The organism is Amycolatopsis sp. NPDC114478 (assembly GCF_055633805.1).
In genome coordinates this window covers 36,805-50,323 of the sequence record NZ_JBVKDO010000012.1, presented here as the reverse complement: position 1 = coordinate 50,323, position 13,519 = coordinate 36,805, and the positions used below count along the sequence as shown (strand labels likewise).

Annotated in this window: 15 protein-coding genes, 2 tRNA genes and 1 pseudogene; 12 read left to right on the top strand and 6 right to left on the bottom strand. The window is 71.8% G+C overall.

Translation table 11 applies throughout. The annotated features are described in order from the left end of the window. Window positions 1-26: 26 nt before the first annotated feature. A pseudogene (locus ACZ7OH_RS29825) lies at window positions 27-296 on the top strand (MarR family winged helix-turn-helix transcriptional regulator); the annotation flags it as partial. A 401-nt stretch (window positions 297-697) separates the two neighbouring features. Here the strand turns inward: ACZ7OH_RS29825 and ACZ7OH_RS29820 are convergent. Then, complete coding sequence (locus tag ACZ7OH_RS29820) at window positions 698-2,146, bottom strand: DHA2 family efflux MFS transporter permease subunit (protein WP_470283842.1); 1,449 nt, start codon at window positions 2,144-2,146, stop codon at window positions 698-700. 181 nt (window positions 2,147-2,327) lie between these two features. On the opposite strand from ACZ7OH_RS29820, the gene ACZ7OH_RS29815 reads away from it, so the two are divergent. Then, window positions 2,328-2,402: transfer RNA gene (locus tag ACZ7OH_RS29815), tRNA-Val, on the top strand. Window positions 2,403-2,440: 38 nt separating this feature from the next. Beyond that, window positions 2,441-2,512: transfer RNA gene (locus tag ACZ7OH_RS29810), tRNA-Val, on the top strand. A 163-nt stretch (window positions 2,513-2,675) separates the two neighbouring features. Here ACZ7OH_RS29810 and ACZ7OH_RS29805 read toward each other — a convergent pair. Further along, window positions 2,676-3,275 carry a TetR/AcrR family transcriptional regulator gene (locus ACZ7OH_RS29805; protein WP_470283841.1) on the bottom strand — a complete coding sequence of 200 codons (600 nt, stop codon included), beginning with the start codon at window positions 3,273-3,275 and terminating at the stop codon, window positions 2,676-2,678. Window positions 3,276-3,352: 77 nt separating this feature from the next. Between ACZ7OH_RS29805 and ACZ7OH_RS29800 the strand changes: the two genes are divergently transcribed. Both ACZ7OH_RS29800 and ACZ7OH_RS29795 read left to right on the top strand, forming a co-directional pair. Beyond that, window positions 3,353-4,135: a class I SAM-dependent methyltransferase gene (locus ACZ7OH_RS29800; protein WP_470283840.1), complete on the top strand. Its 783-nt coding sequence runs from the start codon at window positions 3,353-3,355 to the stop codon at window positions 4,133-4,135. Between the two features lie 78 nt (window positions 4,136-4,213). Continuing rightward, entirely contained in the window at window positions 4,214-4,465 is a 252-nt protein-coding gene (locus tag ACZ7OH_RS29795) for a DUF4287 domain-containing protein (protein ID WP_470283839.1), read from the top strand. Between the two features lie 128 nt (window positions 4,466-4,593). On the opposite strand, the gene ACZ7OH_RS29790 is transcribed toward ACZ7OH_RS29795, so the two are convergent. After that, window positions 4,594-5,340, bottom strand: a complete 747-nt coding sequence (locus ACZ7OH_RS29790; protein ID WP_470283838.1) for an SDR family NAD(P)-dependent oxidoreductase — start codon at window positions 5,338-5,340, stop codon at window positions 4,594-4,596. A gap of 112 nt (window positions 5,341-5,452) precedes the next feature. After that, window positions 5,453-6,895, bottom strand: coding sequence for an MFS transporter (locus ACZ7OH_RS29785; RefSeq protein WP_470283837.1), 1,443 nt, complete (start codon window positions 6,893-6,895; stop codon window positions 5,453-5,455). A gap of 99 nt (window positions 6,896-6,994) precedes the next feature. Between ACZ7OH_RS29785 and ACZ7OH_RS29780 the strand changes: the two genes are divergently transcribed. From ACZ7OH_RS29780 to ACZ7OH_RS29765, 4 genes are all read left to right on the top strand, one after another. Then, window positions 6,995-8,197 (top strand): cytochrome P450, encoded by a 1,203-nt coding sequence (locus ACZ7OH_RS29780; protein WP_470283836.1) that lies wholly within the window; start codon window positions 6,995-6,997, stop codon window positions 8,195-8,197. 142 nt (window positions 8,198-8,339) lie between these two features. Next, the gene (locus ACZ7OH_RS29775) at window positions 8,340-8,558 is read left to right on the top strand and encodes a hypothetical protein (RefSeq protein ID WP_470283835.1); all 219 of its coding nucleotides are present in this window, start codon (window positions 8,340-8,342) and stop codon (window positions 8,556-8,558) included. A gap of 3 nt (window positions 8,559-8,561) precedes the next feature. Next, window positions 8,562-9,281: a WXG100 family type VII secretion target gene (locus ACZ7OH_RS29770; RefSeq protein ID WP_470283834.1), complete on the top strand. Its 720-nt coding sequence runs from the start codon at window positions 8,562-8,564 to the stop codon at window positions 9,279-9,281. A 15-nt stretch (window positions 9,282-9,296) separates the two neighbouring features. Further along, window positions 9,297-9,596 carry a YbaB/EbfC family nucleoid-associated protein gene (locus tag ACZ7OH_RS29765; RefSeq protein ID WP_470283833.1) on the top strand — a complete coding sequence of 100 codons (300 nt, stop codon included), beginning with the start codon at window positions 9,297-9,299 and terminating at the stop codon, window positions 9,594-9,596. Here ACZ7OH_RS29765 and lexA read toward each other — a convergent pair. Then, window positions 9,593-10,246, bottom strand: coding sequence for a transcriptional repressor LexA (gene lexA, locus ACZ7OH_RS29760; RefSeq protein WP_470283832.1), 654 nt, complete (start codon window positions 10,244-10,246; stop codon window positions 9,593-9,595). The two genes, ACZ7OH_RS29765 and lexA, sit on opposite strands and share 4 nt — an antisense overlap. Before the next feature lie 258 nt (window positions 10,247-10,504). On the opposite strand from lexA, the gene ACZ7OH_RS29755 reads away from it, so the two are divergent. The 3 genes from ACZ7OH_RS29755 to ACZ7OH_RS29745 all read left to right on the top strand — a co-directional run bounded on the left by ACZ7OH_RS29755 (window position 10,505) and on the right by ACZ7OH_RS29745 (window position 12,936). Continuing rightward, window positions 10,505-11,017, top strand: a complete 513-nt coding sequence (locus tag ACZ7OH_RS29755; protein ID WP_470283831.1) for a lytic polysaccharide monooxygenase auxiliary activity family 9 protein — start codon at window positions 10,505-10,507, stop codon at window positions 11,015-11,017. Window positions 11,018-11,272: 255 nt separating this feature from the next. After that, window positions 11,273-11,947 carry a HEAT repeat domain-containing protein gene (locus ACZ7OH_RS29750; RefSeq protein WP_470283830.1) on the top strand — a complete coding sequence of 225 codons (675 nt, stop codon included), beginning with the start codon at window positions 11,273-11,275 and terminating at the stop codon, window positions 11,945-11,947. Continuing rightward, window positions 11,941-12,936 (top strand): HEAT repeat domain-containing protein, encoded by a 996-nt coding sequence (locus ACZ7OH_RS29745; protein ID WP_470283829.1) that lies wholly within the window; start codon window positions 11,941-11,943, stop codon window positions 12,934-12,936. The genes ACZ7OH_RS29750 and ACZ7OH_RS29745 overlap by 7 nt, the downstream gene beginning before the upstream one ends. On the opposite strand, the gene ACZ7OH_RS29740 is transcribed toward ACZ7OH_RS29745, so the two are convergent. Continuing rightward, window positions 12,921-13,490, bottom strand: a complete 570-nt coding sequence (locus ACZ7OH_RS29740) for a TetR/AcrR family transcriptional regulator (protein ID WP_470283828.1) — start codon at window positions 13,488-13,490, stop codon at window positions 12,921-12,923. The genes ACZ7OH_RS29745 and ACZ7OH_RS29740 overlap by 16 nt on opposite strands. Window positions 13,491-13,519: the final 29 nt, after the last annotated feature.

Genomic DNA, 13,519 nt, shown 5'->3' with positions numbered 1-13,519 from the left:
AGCGGAAGTTCACCCCTTCCGGTGTAGTGCTCGCCCTCGGCCTGGGAGCGGACCCGGGGGTGCAGCCCGGCGGCGACGACGATCTCTTCTTCGGTTCGCGGCTGGGGATCGGCGAAGTCCCGGCGGCGCACGAGCTTTCCCTGACGCAGCTGCGGGTATTGGGTCTCCTGCGCGACCGCACGCCGAAGATGGCGGAGCTGGCGACGCACCTGGGACTGGACCGGTCGTCGGTGAGCGGCCTGATCGACCGGGCGGTCCGCCGGGGTCTGGTTCTCCGGGAGGCCAGCCGCGATGACGGCCGTTCGGTGCGCGTCAGCCTGACCCCGCCCGGCGTTGCCCTGGCTCGTGAACTGACGGCGGAGGCGGGGCGGGCGATGGCCACGGCGGACCGCACCCGGCTGGGCGTCCTGCTGGGACCGGATGCCGGCATGAGCCCGGTCACGTCGGGAACACCTGCGCGGCCAGGGCGTTGTAAGGGGTGTCGGTACGGAGAGTCCCCGGGCCTCACCCATTGCCTTCACGGAGTGCCAGTCCGGCTGGAGCCGTGTAGCGCCACTCGCCGCGAGGCGACCCCCGTACCGGCCTCGAACTCCCGTTTCCGCTCGCAGGTTCCCCCCAGCCTTCGCCGAGCGGAAGCGGGACTATTTTGTCCTCGGTGGACGGTCCTGGGCGGCCTCCCGGGCTGCCTCGCTCGCCGTCAGTGCTTCGGCGCGGTCGCAGCCCCCGGCGTCGACTTCCGGATGAACCAAGTGCCCGCGAAGGCCAGCAACCCGATCACCCCGGCCACCACGAAGGCCGCCCGGAGGCCCGAAGCGTCCGGCCCCGCGGCCGCCCCGTCCGCGCTCCACAGCGTCGCCACGCTCACGAACACCGCCGTCCCCAGCGCGCCCGCCACCTGCTGCAGCGTCGACAGGATCGCGCTCCCGTGCGAGTACAGGTGGTCCGGCAGCACGCCCAGCGACTCGGTGAACAGCGGCGTCATCATCAGCCCCAGCCCGGCCATCAGCAGCACGTGGATCCCGATCACCGCGATCAGCGGCGACCCCGCCCCCAGCGTCGTGAACAGCCACAACGACACCGCCATCGCCGCCGCGCCCGGGATCACCAGCGGGCGCGCGCCGACCTTGTCGAACAGCGCCCCCACCGGACGGCCCAGCAGCCCCAGTACCAGCCCGCCCGGCAGCACCGCCAGCCCGCTCACGAACGTGCTCGTGTGCAGCACCGTCTGCAAGTACAGCGGCAGCAGGATCGCCGCCGCGCCGATCAGGCACACGAACAGCAGTGCCGTCAGCACCAGCGCCACCACGAAACTCCGGTGCGTGAACGGCCGCAGGTCCAGCAGCGCCCGGTCACGCCGCTGCAGCCGCAGCTGCCGCCACGTGAACACCGCCAGCGCGACCACGCCCACGACGATCGGCACCCATGACGGCACCAGGGGCGCCGCCCCGGCCTGCTCACCGGTCGAGGACAGCCCGTACAGCACGCCGCCGAACCCGATCGCCGACAACAGCACCGACGGCACGTCCAGCGGCACCCGCCGCGTCTCGCTGTCCAGCCGCAGTTGCAGCGCGCCGGTCACCAGCGCCGCCACCGCCAGCGGCAGCACGATCCAGAACATCCACCGCCAGCTCAGCGACGACAGCACCGCGCCACCGATCGTCGGCCCGATCGCCGGCGCCACCGCGATGACGATCGTGATCGTCCCCATCGTCGCGCCGCGCCGCTCCGGCGGCACCAGCCGCATCACGGTCGTCATCAGCAACGGCAGCATCACCGCCGTCCCGCACGCCTGCACCACCCGCCCCGCCATCAACATCCCGAAGCCCGGCGCGAGCGCGCACAGCAACGTCCCCAAGCTGAACGCCGACAGCGAGAACAAGAACACCTGCCGCGGCGAGAACCGCTCCAGCAAGAACCCCGTCGTCGGGATGACCACCGCCATCGTCAGCAGGAACCCGCTGGTCAGCCACTGCACGGTCGTCGTCGGCACCCCCAGGTCGACGGTCAGGTCACGCAGCGCGACACTCAGGATCGTCTCGTTGAGGATCATCACGAACGCGGACAGCACCAAGACCCCGATGAGGAGCCCCGGGCGCACCGGAGCGCGATCCAGGTCGGCGGGCGGGGTGGACACGGTGTCGGTCATCGGGGCGAGAGCTCTCCTGGTCGGGCGCGGCCGCCGGCGACAGCGGGCGGTCTCCTTGCAGTCTGCCCGTTCCGTCGCCTTCGTGTCACGGCGGTTTCCGCCGTGCCCGCGGTCACAGGGGACCCCCCGCTGACGCTCCGAAACCGTCCGATATGCTTCAGCGAGTACGGAGTTCCGCAGCGCGCGATTAGCTCAGCGGGAGAGCGCTTCCCTGACACGGAAGAGGTCACTGGTTCAATCCCAGTATCGCGCACCACGAGCCCACCCCCGGGAACTCGTGGAAGTCCGTGCCGCGGGCGATTAGCTCAGGGGGAGAGCGCTTCGTTCACACCGAAGAGGTCACTGGTTCGATCCCAGTATCGCCCACGAGATTCGCGGGAGAGCCCTGTTTGCGGAGTGCGCAAACAGGGCTCATCTCGTTGTGTCCTGTGGGGGCCGAGCCCCCACGCCCCCGCCGGGGGCAAGCCCCCGGACCCCCGCGTGTGGCTGGGTTTTCCTTTCGGCCGGCGGTTTTGTCCTTAGTGGACTTTTACAGCAGGCGGCGCTGTACTACGTCGGCTGTCACTGTGTTCACCAGCTTTTCCAGCTCTGTCGGGTCGGGGAGGGTGTGCCTCTGGCGGCCCGCGAAGAGCAGGTGGCTTGCCCCGATCAAGGACAGGGCCAGGGAGTCCACGTTTGCGTCCGCCGCTATGCGGCCCTGTGCTCGCTCTGCTGTCAGGTAGGTCGACAGCATCTCCCTTGCCTCGGCCAGGAACGGCAGGCCGTCGCCTGGGCGGCGTAGGCGCTCTCTCAGCTCGTCGCGGAAGAAGACCAAGCTTGTCAGGGCTATCGAGGCTGGGTCGAACAGCTCTGTCAGGGCGTCTGCCAGGTTCGATGGCACTGTGCGGGTTCCTGCTGCGGCTTCCAGGATCGCTGATTGGTCTTTCAGGCGGCCGATGCGGTCGTGTACCAGTTCGGCCAGGAACGCGTCGAAGTCGGTGAAGTGGCGGTGGAGCACGCCCTTTGCCACGTCTGCCTCGGCTGTCACTGCTCGGCTCGTCAGGGCGTTCGGGCCGTCGCGGAGCAAGACTCGCTCCGCCGCCTCGAACAGCTGCTTGCGGACGTCGCGCAAGTGGACACCGGTCGGCATGGCCCCATTCTCCGTTACGCCCGCGGCGAACGCGCGGGCGGTTGTTCGAGTGGGCGCGCGCCCATTAGAGTGGGCGCATGCCCACTAAGCCTCATGAGGCCCGGTCCTTCGCCGAATCCTTCGGGGTCGACGTCGAACGCTACGACCGCGCCCGTCCGGAGTATCCCGCCGAACTGGTCGCCCGGGTCGTCGCCGCGAGTCCCGGTCCCGACTTCCTCGACGTCGGCTGTGGCACCGGGATCGCCGCGCGGCAGTTCCGCGCCGCGGGCCGCCGGGTGCTCGGGGTCGATCCCGATCCGCGGATGGCCGGCTTCGCCCGCGGTACCGGCGTCGAGGTCGAGGTCGCGAAGTTCGAGGACTGGGACAGCGCGGGACGGACCTTCGACGCGATCGTCGCCGGGCAGTCCTGGCACTGGGTCGACCCGGTCGCCGGCGCGGTCAAGGCGGCCGGCCTCTTGCGTCCCGGCGGGCTGCTCGCCCTCTTTGCGCACGTGTTCCAGCCGCCGCCCGCGGTGGCGGACGCCCTCGCCGCGGGCATCCGGCGCGTCCGGCCCGATTCGCCGTTCGCGGGGGAGTCGCGAACTGCCGCCGAGCTCTACGACGTCATGTTCACCAAGTTCGCCGACGGGATCCTGGAGTCGGGTGCCTTCGGCGTGCCCGAGCGGTGGTCGTTCGCGTGGGAGCGGACGTACGCCCGCGACGAATGGCTGGATCTCCTGCCCACGACCGGCGGCCTGACGCGCCTCGAGCCCGACGCGCTGGCCGATGTCCTCGCCGGAGTCGGCGCCGCGATCGATGTGCTCGGTGGTGGCTTCACGATCGAGTACGCGACGTTGGCGGTGACTGCACTCAAGCCTTGACAAGAAAAGTTGTCGGTGAGATCTTGGTGGCAAGCACGAGATGCCGATGAACCTTCGGCTCGAACTGGGGAGTTATCGATGTCTTTTCAGGCTTACCTCGACAAGGCGGAGCAGCAGACGGGCATCACCCCGCGCGCGTTCCTCGAACTGGCCGCGGAGAAGAAGCTGACCAAGCACGCCGAGATCATCACGTGGCTGAAGACCGAGCACGCCCTCGGCCACGGCCACGCAACGGCGATCGCCCGGCTGGTCACGAAGGGCCCGGAGTTCGTCGCGGAGCACCACACGGACGGCGTACTCCATCTTGACGGAGTGGCCGCCCGATCCTGACCGAACGGCTCGGGTCGGTCACCCGGCCGTGCGATCGCGCGGTTCGCTACCTACGGCTCAGGTTCGTTGCCGCCCAAGGCATACCCCGCCGGCTGGCCGCCCGGTCCCACCCGGGCGGCCACCCCGCCTCACCCGATCGGCCCGAGATACGTTCCACCCGAAACGTCCAGGGTCCGGCCCGTGATCCACCGCCCGTCCGGCCCCGCCAAGAACCCGACCACACCGGCCACATCCTCCGGCTCGCCGATCCGCCCCAGCGCCGTCATCGCGGTGAGACCGGCCGCCGCCTCCGGGATCGCCAGCAGTGGCTCCGTCAGGTCCGTGCGGATCGGCCCGGGCGCGACCGTGTTCACCGTGATCCCGCGGTGGCCGAGCTCGTTGGCCAGCGTCGGCGCGAGCGCCTCGACCGCGGCCTTGCTCACCGTGTAAGCGATCTGGCTCTGCACCGCGATCCGCGAAGCCATCGAACCGACGGTGATCACCCGGCCGCCGTCGTTCAGCGCCGGGAGCAGCCGCTGGACCAGCAGCATCGGCGTCTTCACGTTGATCGCCAGCAGCCGGTCGAGCTCCTCCTCGGTCACCTGGCCGATCCGGCTGTGCGAGCCGATGCCCGCGTTGTTGACCAGGACGTCCAGCCCGTCGAACGCCTCGGTCACCGCCTCCGCCAGCCGGTCGACGGCACCGGCTTCACCGAACCGGGCGCACACGGGGAAGGCGTGCCCGCCGGCGGCCTCGATCAGCGCGACCGTCTCCTTGGCCGCGACCTCGTTGCCGCCGTGGTGCACCGCGACCACGGCGCCGTCGGCCGCCAGCCGCAGCGCGATCGCGCGGCCGATCCCGCGCGAAGCCCCCGTCACCAACGCGTTCTTCGTCATTTCCGGCTCCTCCGGGTCGGTGCCGGGACGTCGTGGCCCGGCGCTGATCGAAGGTTTCCGCTCGGCGCTGACCGGACGCGCACCGCGCGCGAACCACCCCTCCGGGCGACGGTCAGCGGCCCACCGCGACCGGTTCCGGGCTCGCGGACGCCGGAGAGCGCCGGGGCAGGAACGCGGCGACGCCCAGCGCGATGAGCGCGGCGGCCGATCCCATCCCCAGCACCAGCCGGAACCCGTTCTGCGACGGCAGTTCCACCGGTCCGAACCGGATGGTCAGCCGCGCGAGGATCAAACCGGCCGTCGCGCTGGACACCGACGTCCCGATCGAGCGCATCAGCGTGTTCAGGCTGTTCGCGGCCGCGGTCTCCGACACCGGCACGGCGCCCATCACCAGCGACGGCATCGCGCCGTAGGCGAGCCCGATGCCGGCGCCGATGACGCTCGACACCAGCACCAGGTGCCAGGTCGCGCTCATCAGCACGATGCCGAGCGCGTACCCGGCGGCGACGACCACCGCGCCGAGCATCAGCGTCGTCTTCGGGCCGCGGGTGGCCGTGATGCGCGCGGACACCGGCGCCAGCGCCATCATGACCAGCCCCGACGGCGCCATCACCAGGCCCACCGCCAGCATCGACTTCCCGAGGCCGTACCCGGTGGCGGCCGGCAGCTGCAGCAGCTGGGGGAGCACCAGCGACATCGCGAACATCGCGAAGCCGAAGACCGCCGACGCGATGTTCGTCAGCAGCACCTGGCGCCGCGCGCTCGTCCGCAGGTCGACCAGCGGCCGCGGCGTGCGCAGCTCCCACCGGCCCCACAGCAGCAGGACGACGACCGCCGCGGCGATCAGGCCGAGCGTGGGTCCGCTGCCCCAGCCCCAGTCGGCGCCCTTGGAGATGGCAAGCAGCAGGCACACCAGCGCGACGGACAGCCCGGCCGCGCCGAGGACGTCGAACCGCCCGCCGGTGCGTACCGGTGACTCCGGCACGAGCGCGACGACGAGTGCGGTGACGACCACGCCGAGACCCGCCGCGGTCCAGAAGAGCACGTGCCAGTCGGCGTTTTCGGCCAGCAGCGCCGCCGCGGGCAGGCCCAGCGCCCCGCCGACGCCGAGCGACGCGCTCATCAGCGCCGTCGCCGAGCCGAGCCGTTCGGCGGGCAGCTCGTCGCGCATGATGCTGATCCCGAGCGGGATGACGCCGGCGGCAAGCCCCTGCAGCGTCCGGCCCACGACCATCGGCACGAGGCTGTCCGAGAGCCCGCCGATCGCCGAGCCCACGACGAGCGCGCCGAGGCTGACGAGCAGCATCCGCCGCTTGCCGTACATGTCGCCGAGGCGGCCCATGGTCGGCGTCGCCACCGCGCCCGCGAGCAGGGTGGCCGTGATGGCCCAGGTGGCGTCGGCCGCGGAGGCGTGCAGCAGCCCGGGCAGGGCGGGGATCAAAGGGATGACCAGCGTTTGCATCAACGAGACGGTGATGCCCGCGAGGGCGAGGACCGCGACGACGAGGTTCGCGCGCGGCGACGCCTTTCTCGCGGGGGTGGCTGGGTCGAGCACGGGGCGGTCCTCCGGAGATCTGAATTAAATCAGTTGCTTGACTCAGCGTAGCAGTCTTCGGTTGACTGCTGACGAACCGACGGCCACCGTGGAGGAACGATGACGGCCACCGAGATTCCCGAGTTCCCGATGCCCCGGGCCGCGGGCTGCCCGTTCGACCCGCCGCCCGCCGCCCGCGCGCTGCAGGAGGAGACCCCGCTCGCCCGGGTCCGGCTGTGGGACGGCAGCACGCCGTGGCTGGTGACCCGCTACGCCGACCAGCGGGCGCTGCTGGCGGATCCCCGGGTCAGCGCCGACATCACCCGGCCCGGGTACCCCAGCCCCGCGCCGTTGCCGAAGGACGGCACCGGATTCGGCTTCATCCTCATGGACAACCCGGAGCACGCGCGGCTGCGCAAGATGGTGACGGCGCCGTTCACGATCCGCCGGGTCGCCGCGATGCGCCCGGCCGTGCAGCGGATCGTCGACGACCTGATCGACGAGCTGCTGGCCGGCCCGAAGCCGGTGGACCTCGTCGAGGCGTTCGCGCTGCCGGTGCCGTCACTGGTGATCTGCGAGCTGCTCGGCGTCCCGTACGCCGACCACGGCTTCTTCCAGGAGAACAGCAAGGTCATCGTGCGCCGCGACGCGAACCCCGAGGAGCGGACGGCCGGGCTCCAGGCGCTGATCGGCTACCTCGACCGGCTGGTGGGGGCGAAGCTCGACAATCCGGCCCCCGACTTGCTTTCCGGGCTCGCCGCCCGGGTCGCGGCGGGCGAGCTGACCCGGGTCGAAGCGGCGCAAATGGGCTTCCTGCTGCTCGTCGCCGGCCACGAGACGACGGCGAACATGATCGCGCTCGGCACGCTGGCCCTGCTGGAGCACCCGGACCAGTTGGCGCTGCTGCGCGAGGGCGACGATCCGGCGCTGGTCGCGTCGGCGGTCGAAGAGCTGTTGCGCTACTTGAACATCACGCACAACGGGCGCCGGCGCGTCGCGCTGGAGGACATCGAAATCGCCGGGGAGACGATCCGCGCGGGCGAGGGCCTGATCATGGCGAGCGACATCGCCAACCGCGATCCGGCGGTCTTCCCGGACGGCGACCGGCTCGACCTCACCCGCGACGCGCACCGGCAGGTCGCGTTCGGCTTCGGCGTCCACCAGTGCCTCGGGCAGCCGCTGGCCCGGCTCGAGCTGCAGGTCGTCTACAGCACGCTGTACCGGCGGATTCCGACCCTGACGCTGGCTACGGACGTCGAGCGGATCCCGTTCAAGCACGACGGGTCGGTGTACGGCGTCTACGAGCTGCCGGTGACCTGGTGAGGCCGACCGGCCGATCGGCCTGAACCGTTCGCGGCCTCGCGCGTGTTCACGGCATGGCCGGATACACGACCGATGCCGACGTGATGATGCAGGCGGCGAGCAGGACTCCTCCATCCCGAAGGAGGCGTACGGCGGTCAGTCGATGCCGCCGCCGATCCCGCCGGTCTGGAACTTCTCCGGCCGGCTCGCGGACATGATCGAAGGACCGTACGACGCCGTGCGCGCGCAGACGGCGGCCACCGTCGGCCAGACCGCCGCCGTGCTCCGGGCCTACGCCGACAACCTGGTCGAGGCCGCGTGGCACTACCAGCGCAGGGAGGCGCTGGCGATCGACGCGCTACCGCGGGACGAGGACCGCTGAGCCGTGGCCGACATCCCGCTCCTCGCGTCCCCAGATTCGGCCGTGCTCGAGGAGCAGTTCTGGTCGCTGATCGGCAAGATCGACCGCTTCACCGACAAGCACCACCTGCCCGCGCCGCACCTGCGGCCGATCCTGGAGCAGTTCTCGCTCATCGACAGCGACAAGCTGCGCGCGGTCGCCAAGGACGTCTGGGGCACCGGCGGGGAGCACCAGGGCATCCCGGCCACGATCGCGGCGGACGTCCCGGAACGGGTGCTGGAGCTGCTCGACCCCTTGAACAACCGCTGGACCGGGCCGGCGTACACGCAGTTCGAGGGCGCGCTGAAGGGGGTCAACGGGGCCGTGAAGGGCTATCCCGTGCCCGCGCAGCAGGTCGGGCAGGTGCTCGAGGACCTCGCCGAGAAGTTCGACCTCACCTGGATCGAGATCATCGGCCTGGTGGGCTCGATCGCCGGCACCGTCGTCGCCATCGGCGCGATGGCGGTCCCCGAGCCGGTCGTGACCAAGGTGATCGGCATCGTGCTCGGCGTCATCGGCTGGGTGCTCACCTGCGTCAGCCTGGTGGTGTCGCTGATCAGCTCGACGTGGCCGCGGGTGCGGGCGGCCGAGGAGGCGATGGCGCTGCTCCGTGGCGACCTGAAGATCCCCGGCCCGGAGGACGCGCTGATCGTGCCGCCGTCGCACGACAAGTGGAAGCCCGTGACCGCGAACCCGAACGACTGAACCGGAGGCACCGAGATGACCACCGACGCCGTGCGGGCCGCGATGCGGCACGCCGTCGAGCAGGCCGCCCTGGCCGAGGCCGACCCGGCCGCCGCGCTGCTCGGCGAGATCCCCGGCCGGTCGCGGGCGGGGACGGTGACGGTCTGGGTCGATGCCGTCGGCCGCCTGCTGCGCATCAAGCTGGCCCGGGGCGCAGCCCAGGAAGGCGACGAGCCGAACCTCGCCGCCGCGGTGATGGAGGCTTACGAAGCCGCGGTCGCGGAAAGCGCCGCGCGAGCGGGCGCGGCGCTGGCCGACGCCGCCGAGGCGCGCTAAACGCTCCGCAGCACCGAAACGACCACGCCCAGGATCGCCGCCCGGTCGCCGTCGATGACGGCGTACGCCGGGTTGCGGGGCTCGAGGTAGACGTGGCCGTCGCGGCGGCGGTACACCTTGACCGTCGCCTCCTCGTCGATCATCGCCGCGACGATCTGGCCGGAGTGGGCCTCGGTCTGCTGCTTCACCACGACGATGTCGCCGTCGCAGATGGCCGCGTCGATCATCGAGTCGCCGCGCACGCGCAGGCCGAAGACGTTGCCGCGGCCCGTGAGGTCGCGCGGCAGCTTGAGGACGTCGTCGACGTGCTCCACGGCCGAGATCGGCGTGCCGGCGGCGATGTCACCGACGACGGGCACGGGCACCGAGTCGGAGTCTTCGCTCGGCGCGCTGCCGTGCAGGAACGCGCGCACGTCCATCGGGCGCGACACCGTGGCCCCGCGGCGCAGGAAACCCTTGTCCTCCAGGCTCGCCAGGTGCTTCGACACCGACGACGTCGACTGCAGGCCGACGGCCTGGCCGATCTCGCGGGTGCTGGGGGAGTAGCCGTGGCGGACCACCCAGTCGCGGATCACGACCAGGATCTTCTGCTGCCGCTCCGGCAGGGCCGCGGCGTCGAGGTGCTCGAACGTGTCGTCGTAGGTGGTCACCGGCGGAATCCTAGAGGCAGGCGCGGCGCGGGGTGCGGCCTGGTCGCTCCGGCGAGTCCCGCTGACCGGAACATCGGGTGACGGTTGGCGCCTTACCAACATGAACGCCGACTTCGCCATCTGTTGACCTGATGTCCGATTCGACGTATGGTCTAGACCACAATTTTCCTTCGCTCGAACCCCTTCCCGGAAGCGGTGGGCATGCCCGCCGCGGCTTCGTCGTACCCGGGAAGCGAGCCTGTCCCCGAAGGAGCTTCCATGAACCGCAAACTGGTCGCGGCCGCGACGGGTGCCCTCCTGGCGCCGGTCCTGGTGGTGGTGAACCCCGCGGGCATCGCCAGCGCGCACGGTTACGTGAATTCCCCGGCCAGCCGCCAGGCCCAGTGCGCGCAGGGCACGGTGTCCTGCGGCGACATCAAGTACGAGCCCCAGAGTGTCGAGGGCCCGAAGGGCCTGAAGTCCTGCAACGGCGGCAATGCCCAGTTCGCCGAGCTGAACGACAACGGCAAGGGCTGGCACGCGTCCCCGGTCGGCACGACGGCGACGTTCACGTGGACCTTCACGGCCCGCCACCGCACGTCGAACTACGAGTACTGGATCGGCGGCGCCAAGGTCGCGGACATCAGCGGCAACAACCAGCAGCCGCCGGCCACGGTGTCGCACCAGGTGAACCTGAGCGGCCACCCGGGACGCCAGACGGTGCTGGCGGTGTGGAACATCGCGGACACGGCGAACGCGTTCTACAGCTGCATAGACCTGCAGGTGGGGTGAAAACGCCGTCCACCTGGGAGCGCGCGGCTCCCGGGTGGACGGTTCCCGCGCCGAAACCGGGTTCCGTGTCGGAAGCCTTGCCTGGATCGACCGGGCGGCAGCGTTCCGCAATCGGCGTACGCCTTCCCAGTCGGCCGGACAACGCTCGTCCACGTCGGCCTCACGGACGTTCACCTGAACGGCGTCGGCTGAGGCACCGGCGCCCGCCGCCCCTTGACCTTGACACTGTGACAAGGTCTTCACTGGCGGCAGGAGGTGATCCCCATCAACCGGGAACAACACGCGCGCCTGCTCGCCGCGCTGGCGGCCGGCACCTCGTCCACGCGCCTGGAAGCGGCGCTCGCCGCCGGCACGCACGCCGACCCCGGGCTCGTCGACGCGCTCGTCGGCCGGTGCGCCGTCGAGCCGGACTTCTTCGTGCGCGACATGCTCACCTGGGCCCTGACCCGGCTGCCCGCCGACGTCACCGTCCCCCGGCTCCTGGCCGAGCTCCGTTCGGAGCACGCCCAGGCCAGGAGCCAGGCGCTGCACACGCTGTCGAAGATCGGCGACCGGACCGCCTGGCCCGCCATCACGCCGTCGCTGCTCGGTGACGCCGACGACGACGTCAAACGCAGCGCGTGGCGGGCCGCCGTCGTGCTCGTGCCCCACGAGGACCGCGCGGAGCTGGCCGCAACGCTGGCCACCCAGCTCGGCCGCGGCGACCGGGACACCCGGCTGAGCCTCAGCCGGGCCCTCGTCGCCCTCGGGGACGTGATCGAGCCGGTTCTGCGGACGGCGCTGGCCGGCGCCGGCCCGGCCGTGCGCGCGCACGCCCGGGCCACGCAGCGGCTCCTGCACGACCCGGACGCCGGGTTCGACCTGGCCGTCGAAGAGGCGAAGCGGGTCGTCGCGCTCGGCCCGGAGCGCGCCGGGGGAGCGGCGTGCTGATCGGCGAGGTGGCCCGCCGGTCCGGGGTGAGCACGCGGATGCTGCGGCACTACGACTCCCTCGGGCTGGTGCGCCCGACCGGCCGCACCGTGGGCGGCTACCGCGAATACTCCGAAGAGGACATCCGCCGGATCTTCCACGTGGAAGGCCTGCGGTCGCTGGGGTTGTCGCTGCGGCAGATCGGCACCGCTTTGGCGGACGCGGACTTCCCGCCGGCCGTGCTGGTCGGTGACCTCATCCGGCGGACGGAGGACCGGATCGAGCGGGAACAGGAGCTGCTCGACCGGCTGCGGGCGATCGACGCCTCGGCGCCCGGCGGCTGGCAGGACGTCCTGCGCGTCGTCGAGCTGCTGCACGGGCTCGACTCGCCCCACGCCGCCCGCCGGCAGCAGGCCGTCCTCGCCCCGGCTGAGGACGGCCCGGTGCCCGCCGACGTGCTGGCCAAGGCGGTCCTCGCCGAGTCCGACCCGAACGTCGCCGGCGCGCTCCGGTGGGCGCTCGCGCGGGCCGGCGGCGACGGCGTGGCGACCGTGGCGGCCGGCCTGCGCTCGGCCGACGCCGGCGTCCGGCGTCGCGCGGTCCGGGCGATGGCGGAGCTGCCCGGCGACGAGGCGACCGCGGCGCTCGTGGGCGCGCTCGGCGACCCGGACCCCGCTGTCCGCCGGCCCGCCGCGCTGGCCGTCGGCAGCCGCGGCGGGCGCGCGGCGGTGCCGGTCCTCGTCGGCATGGTGGTCGAGGGAGCGAGCGACGTCGAGGCGGCCGAGGTCCTGAGCGTGCTGGCCACCGGACACGGGTGCGCGGACCAGGTCATGAGCGCGCTCGCCGGCGAACTGGCCGCACCGACGGCGGACTCCGCGGTGCGGGTCCGCCTGACGCAAGCCCTCGCCGAGCTGCCGACGACGCTCACGAAAGACGTTCTGCGGCAACTGGCTCACGACGACGACCCGGCGGTCGCGCGCCTCGCCGCCGCCCTTCAGCGGACGCCGTAGCGGAGGCCGTCGACGAGGACGGCGACCAGGCGCTTGCCGTGCTCGGGGTCGCGGCCGGGTACGGGCTGGCACAACAACGCGATCGCGTACAAGAGGTCTTCGGCGCCGAGGTCGCCGCGGATCGCGCCGTCGGCCGCCGCCGCGTCGAGCAAGGCCGTGAGCGTGGGACCCAGCCGCTCCATGAAGTAGCCGGGCAGCCCCTCGAACGCCGGATCGCCCGAGTGCAGGGCCGAGGCGAGCCCGCGTTTGGTCCCCAGGAGCTCGACGAACCGGTCGATCCAGAGGGAAAGCGCCCGCTCCGGCGGGTGGGCGGCGCTCAGCTCCGGGCCGGCGTCGGCGACGGCGTCGATCCCGGTCCGCACCACGGCCTTGACCAGGTCCGAGCGCTGGGGGAAGTGCCGGTACAGCGTGCCGACGCCGACGCCGGCGAGGTCGGTGATCTCCTTGGCCGGGGCGTCGACGCCGGACGTGTCGAAGACCGTCCGCGCCGCCTCGACGAGGGCGTCGACGTTGCGCTGGGCGTCGGCGCGCCGCCGTCGGGTCTCCTGGGTCACTTCGCCCCTCTCGGTTGCGTAAACGGAAA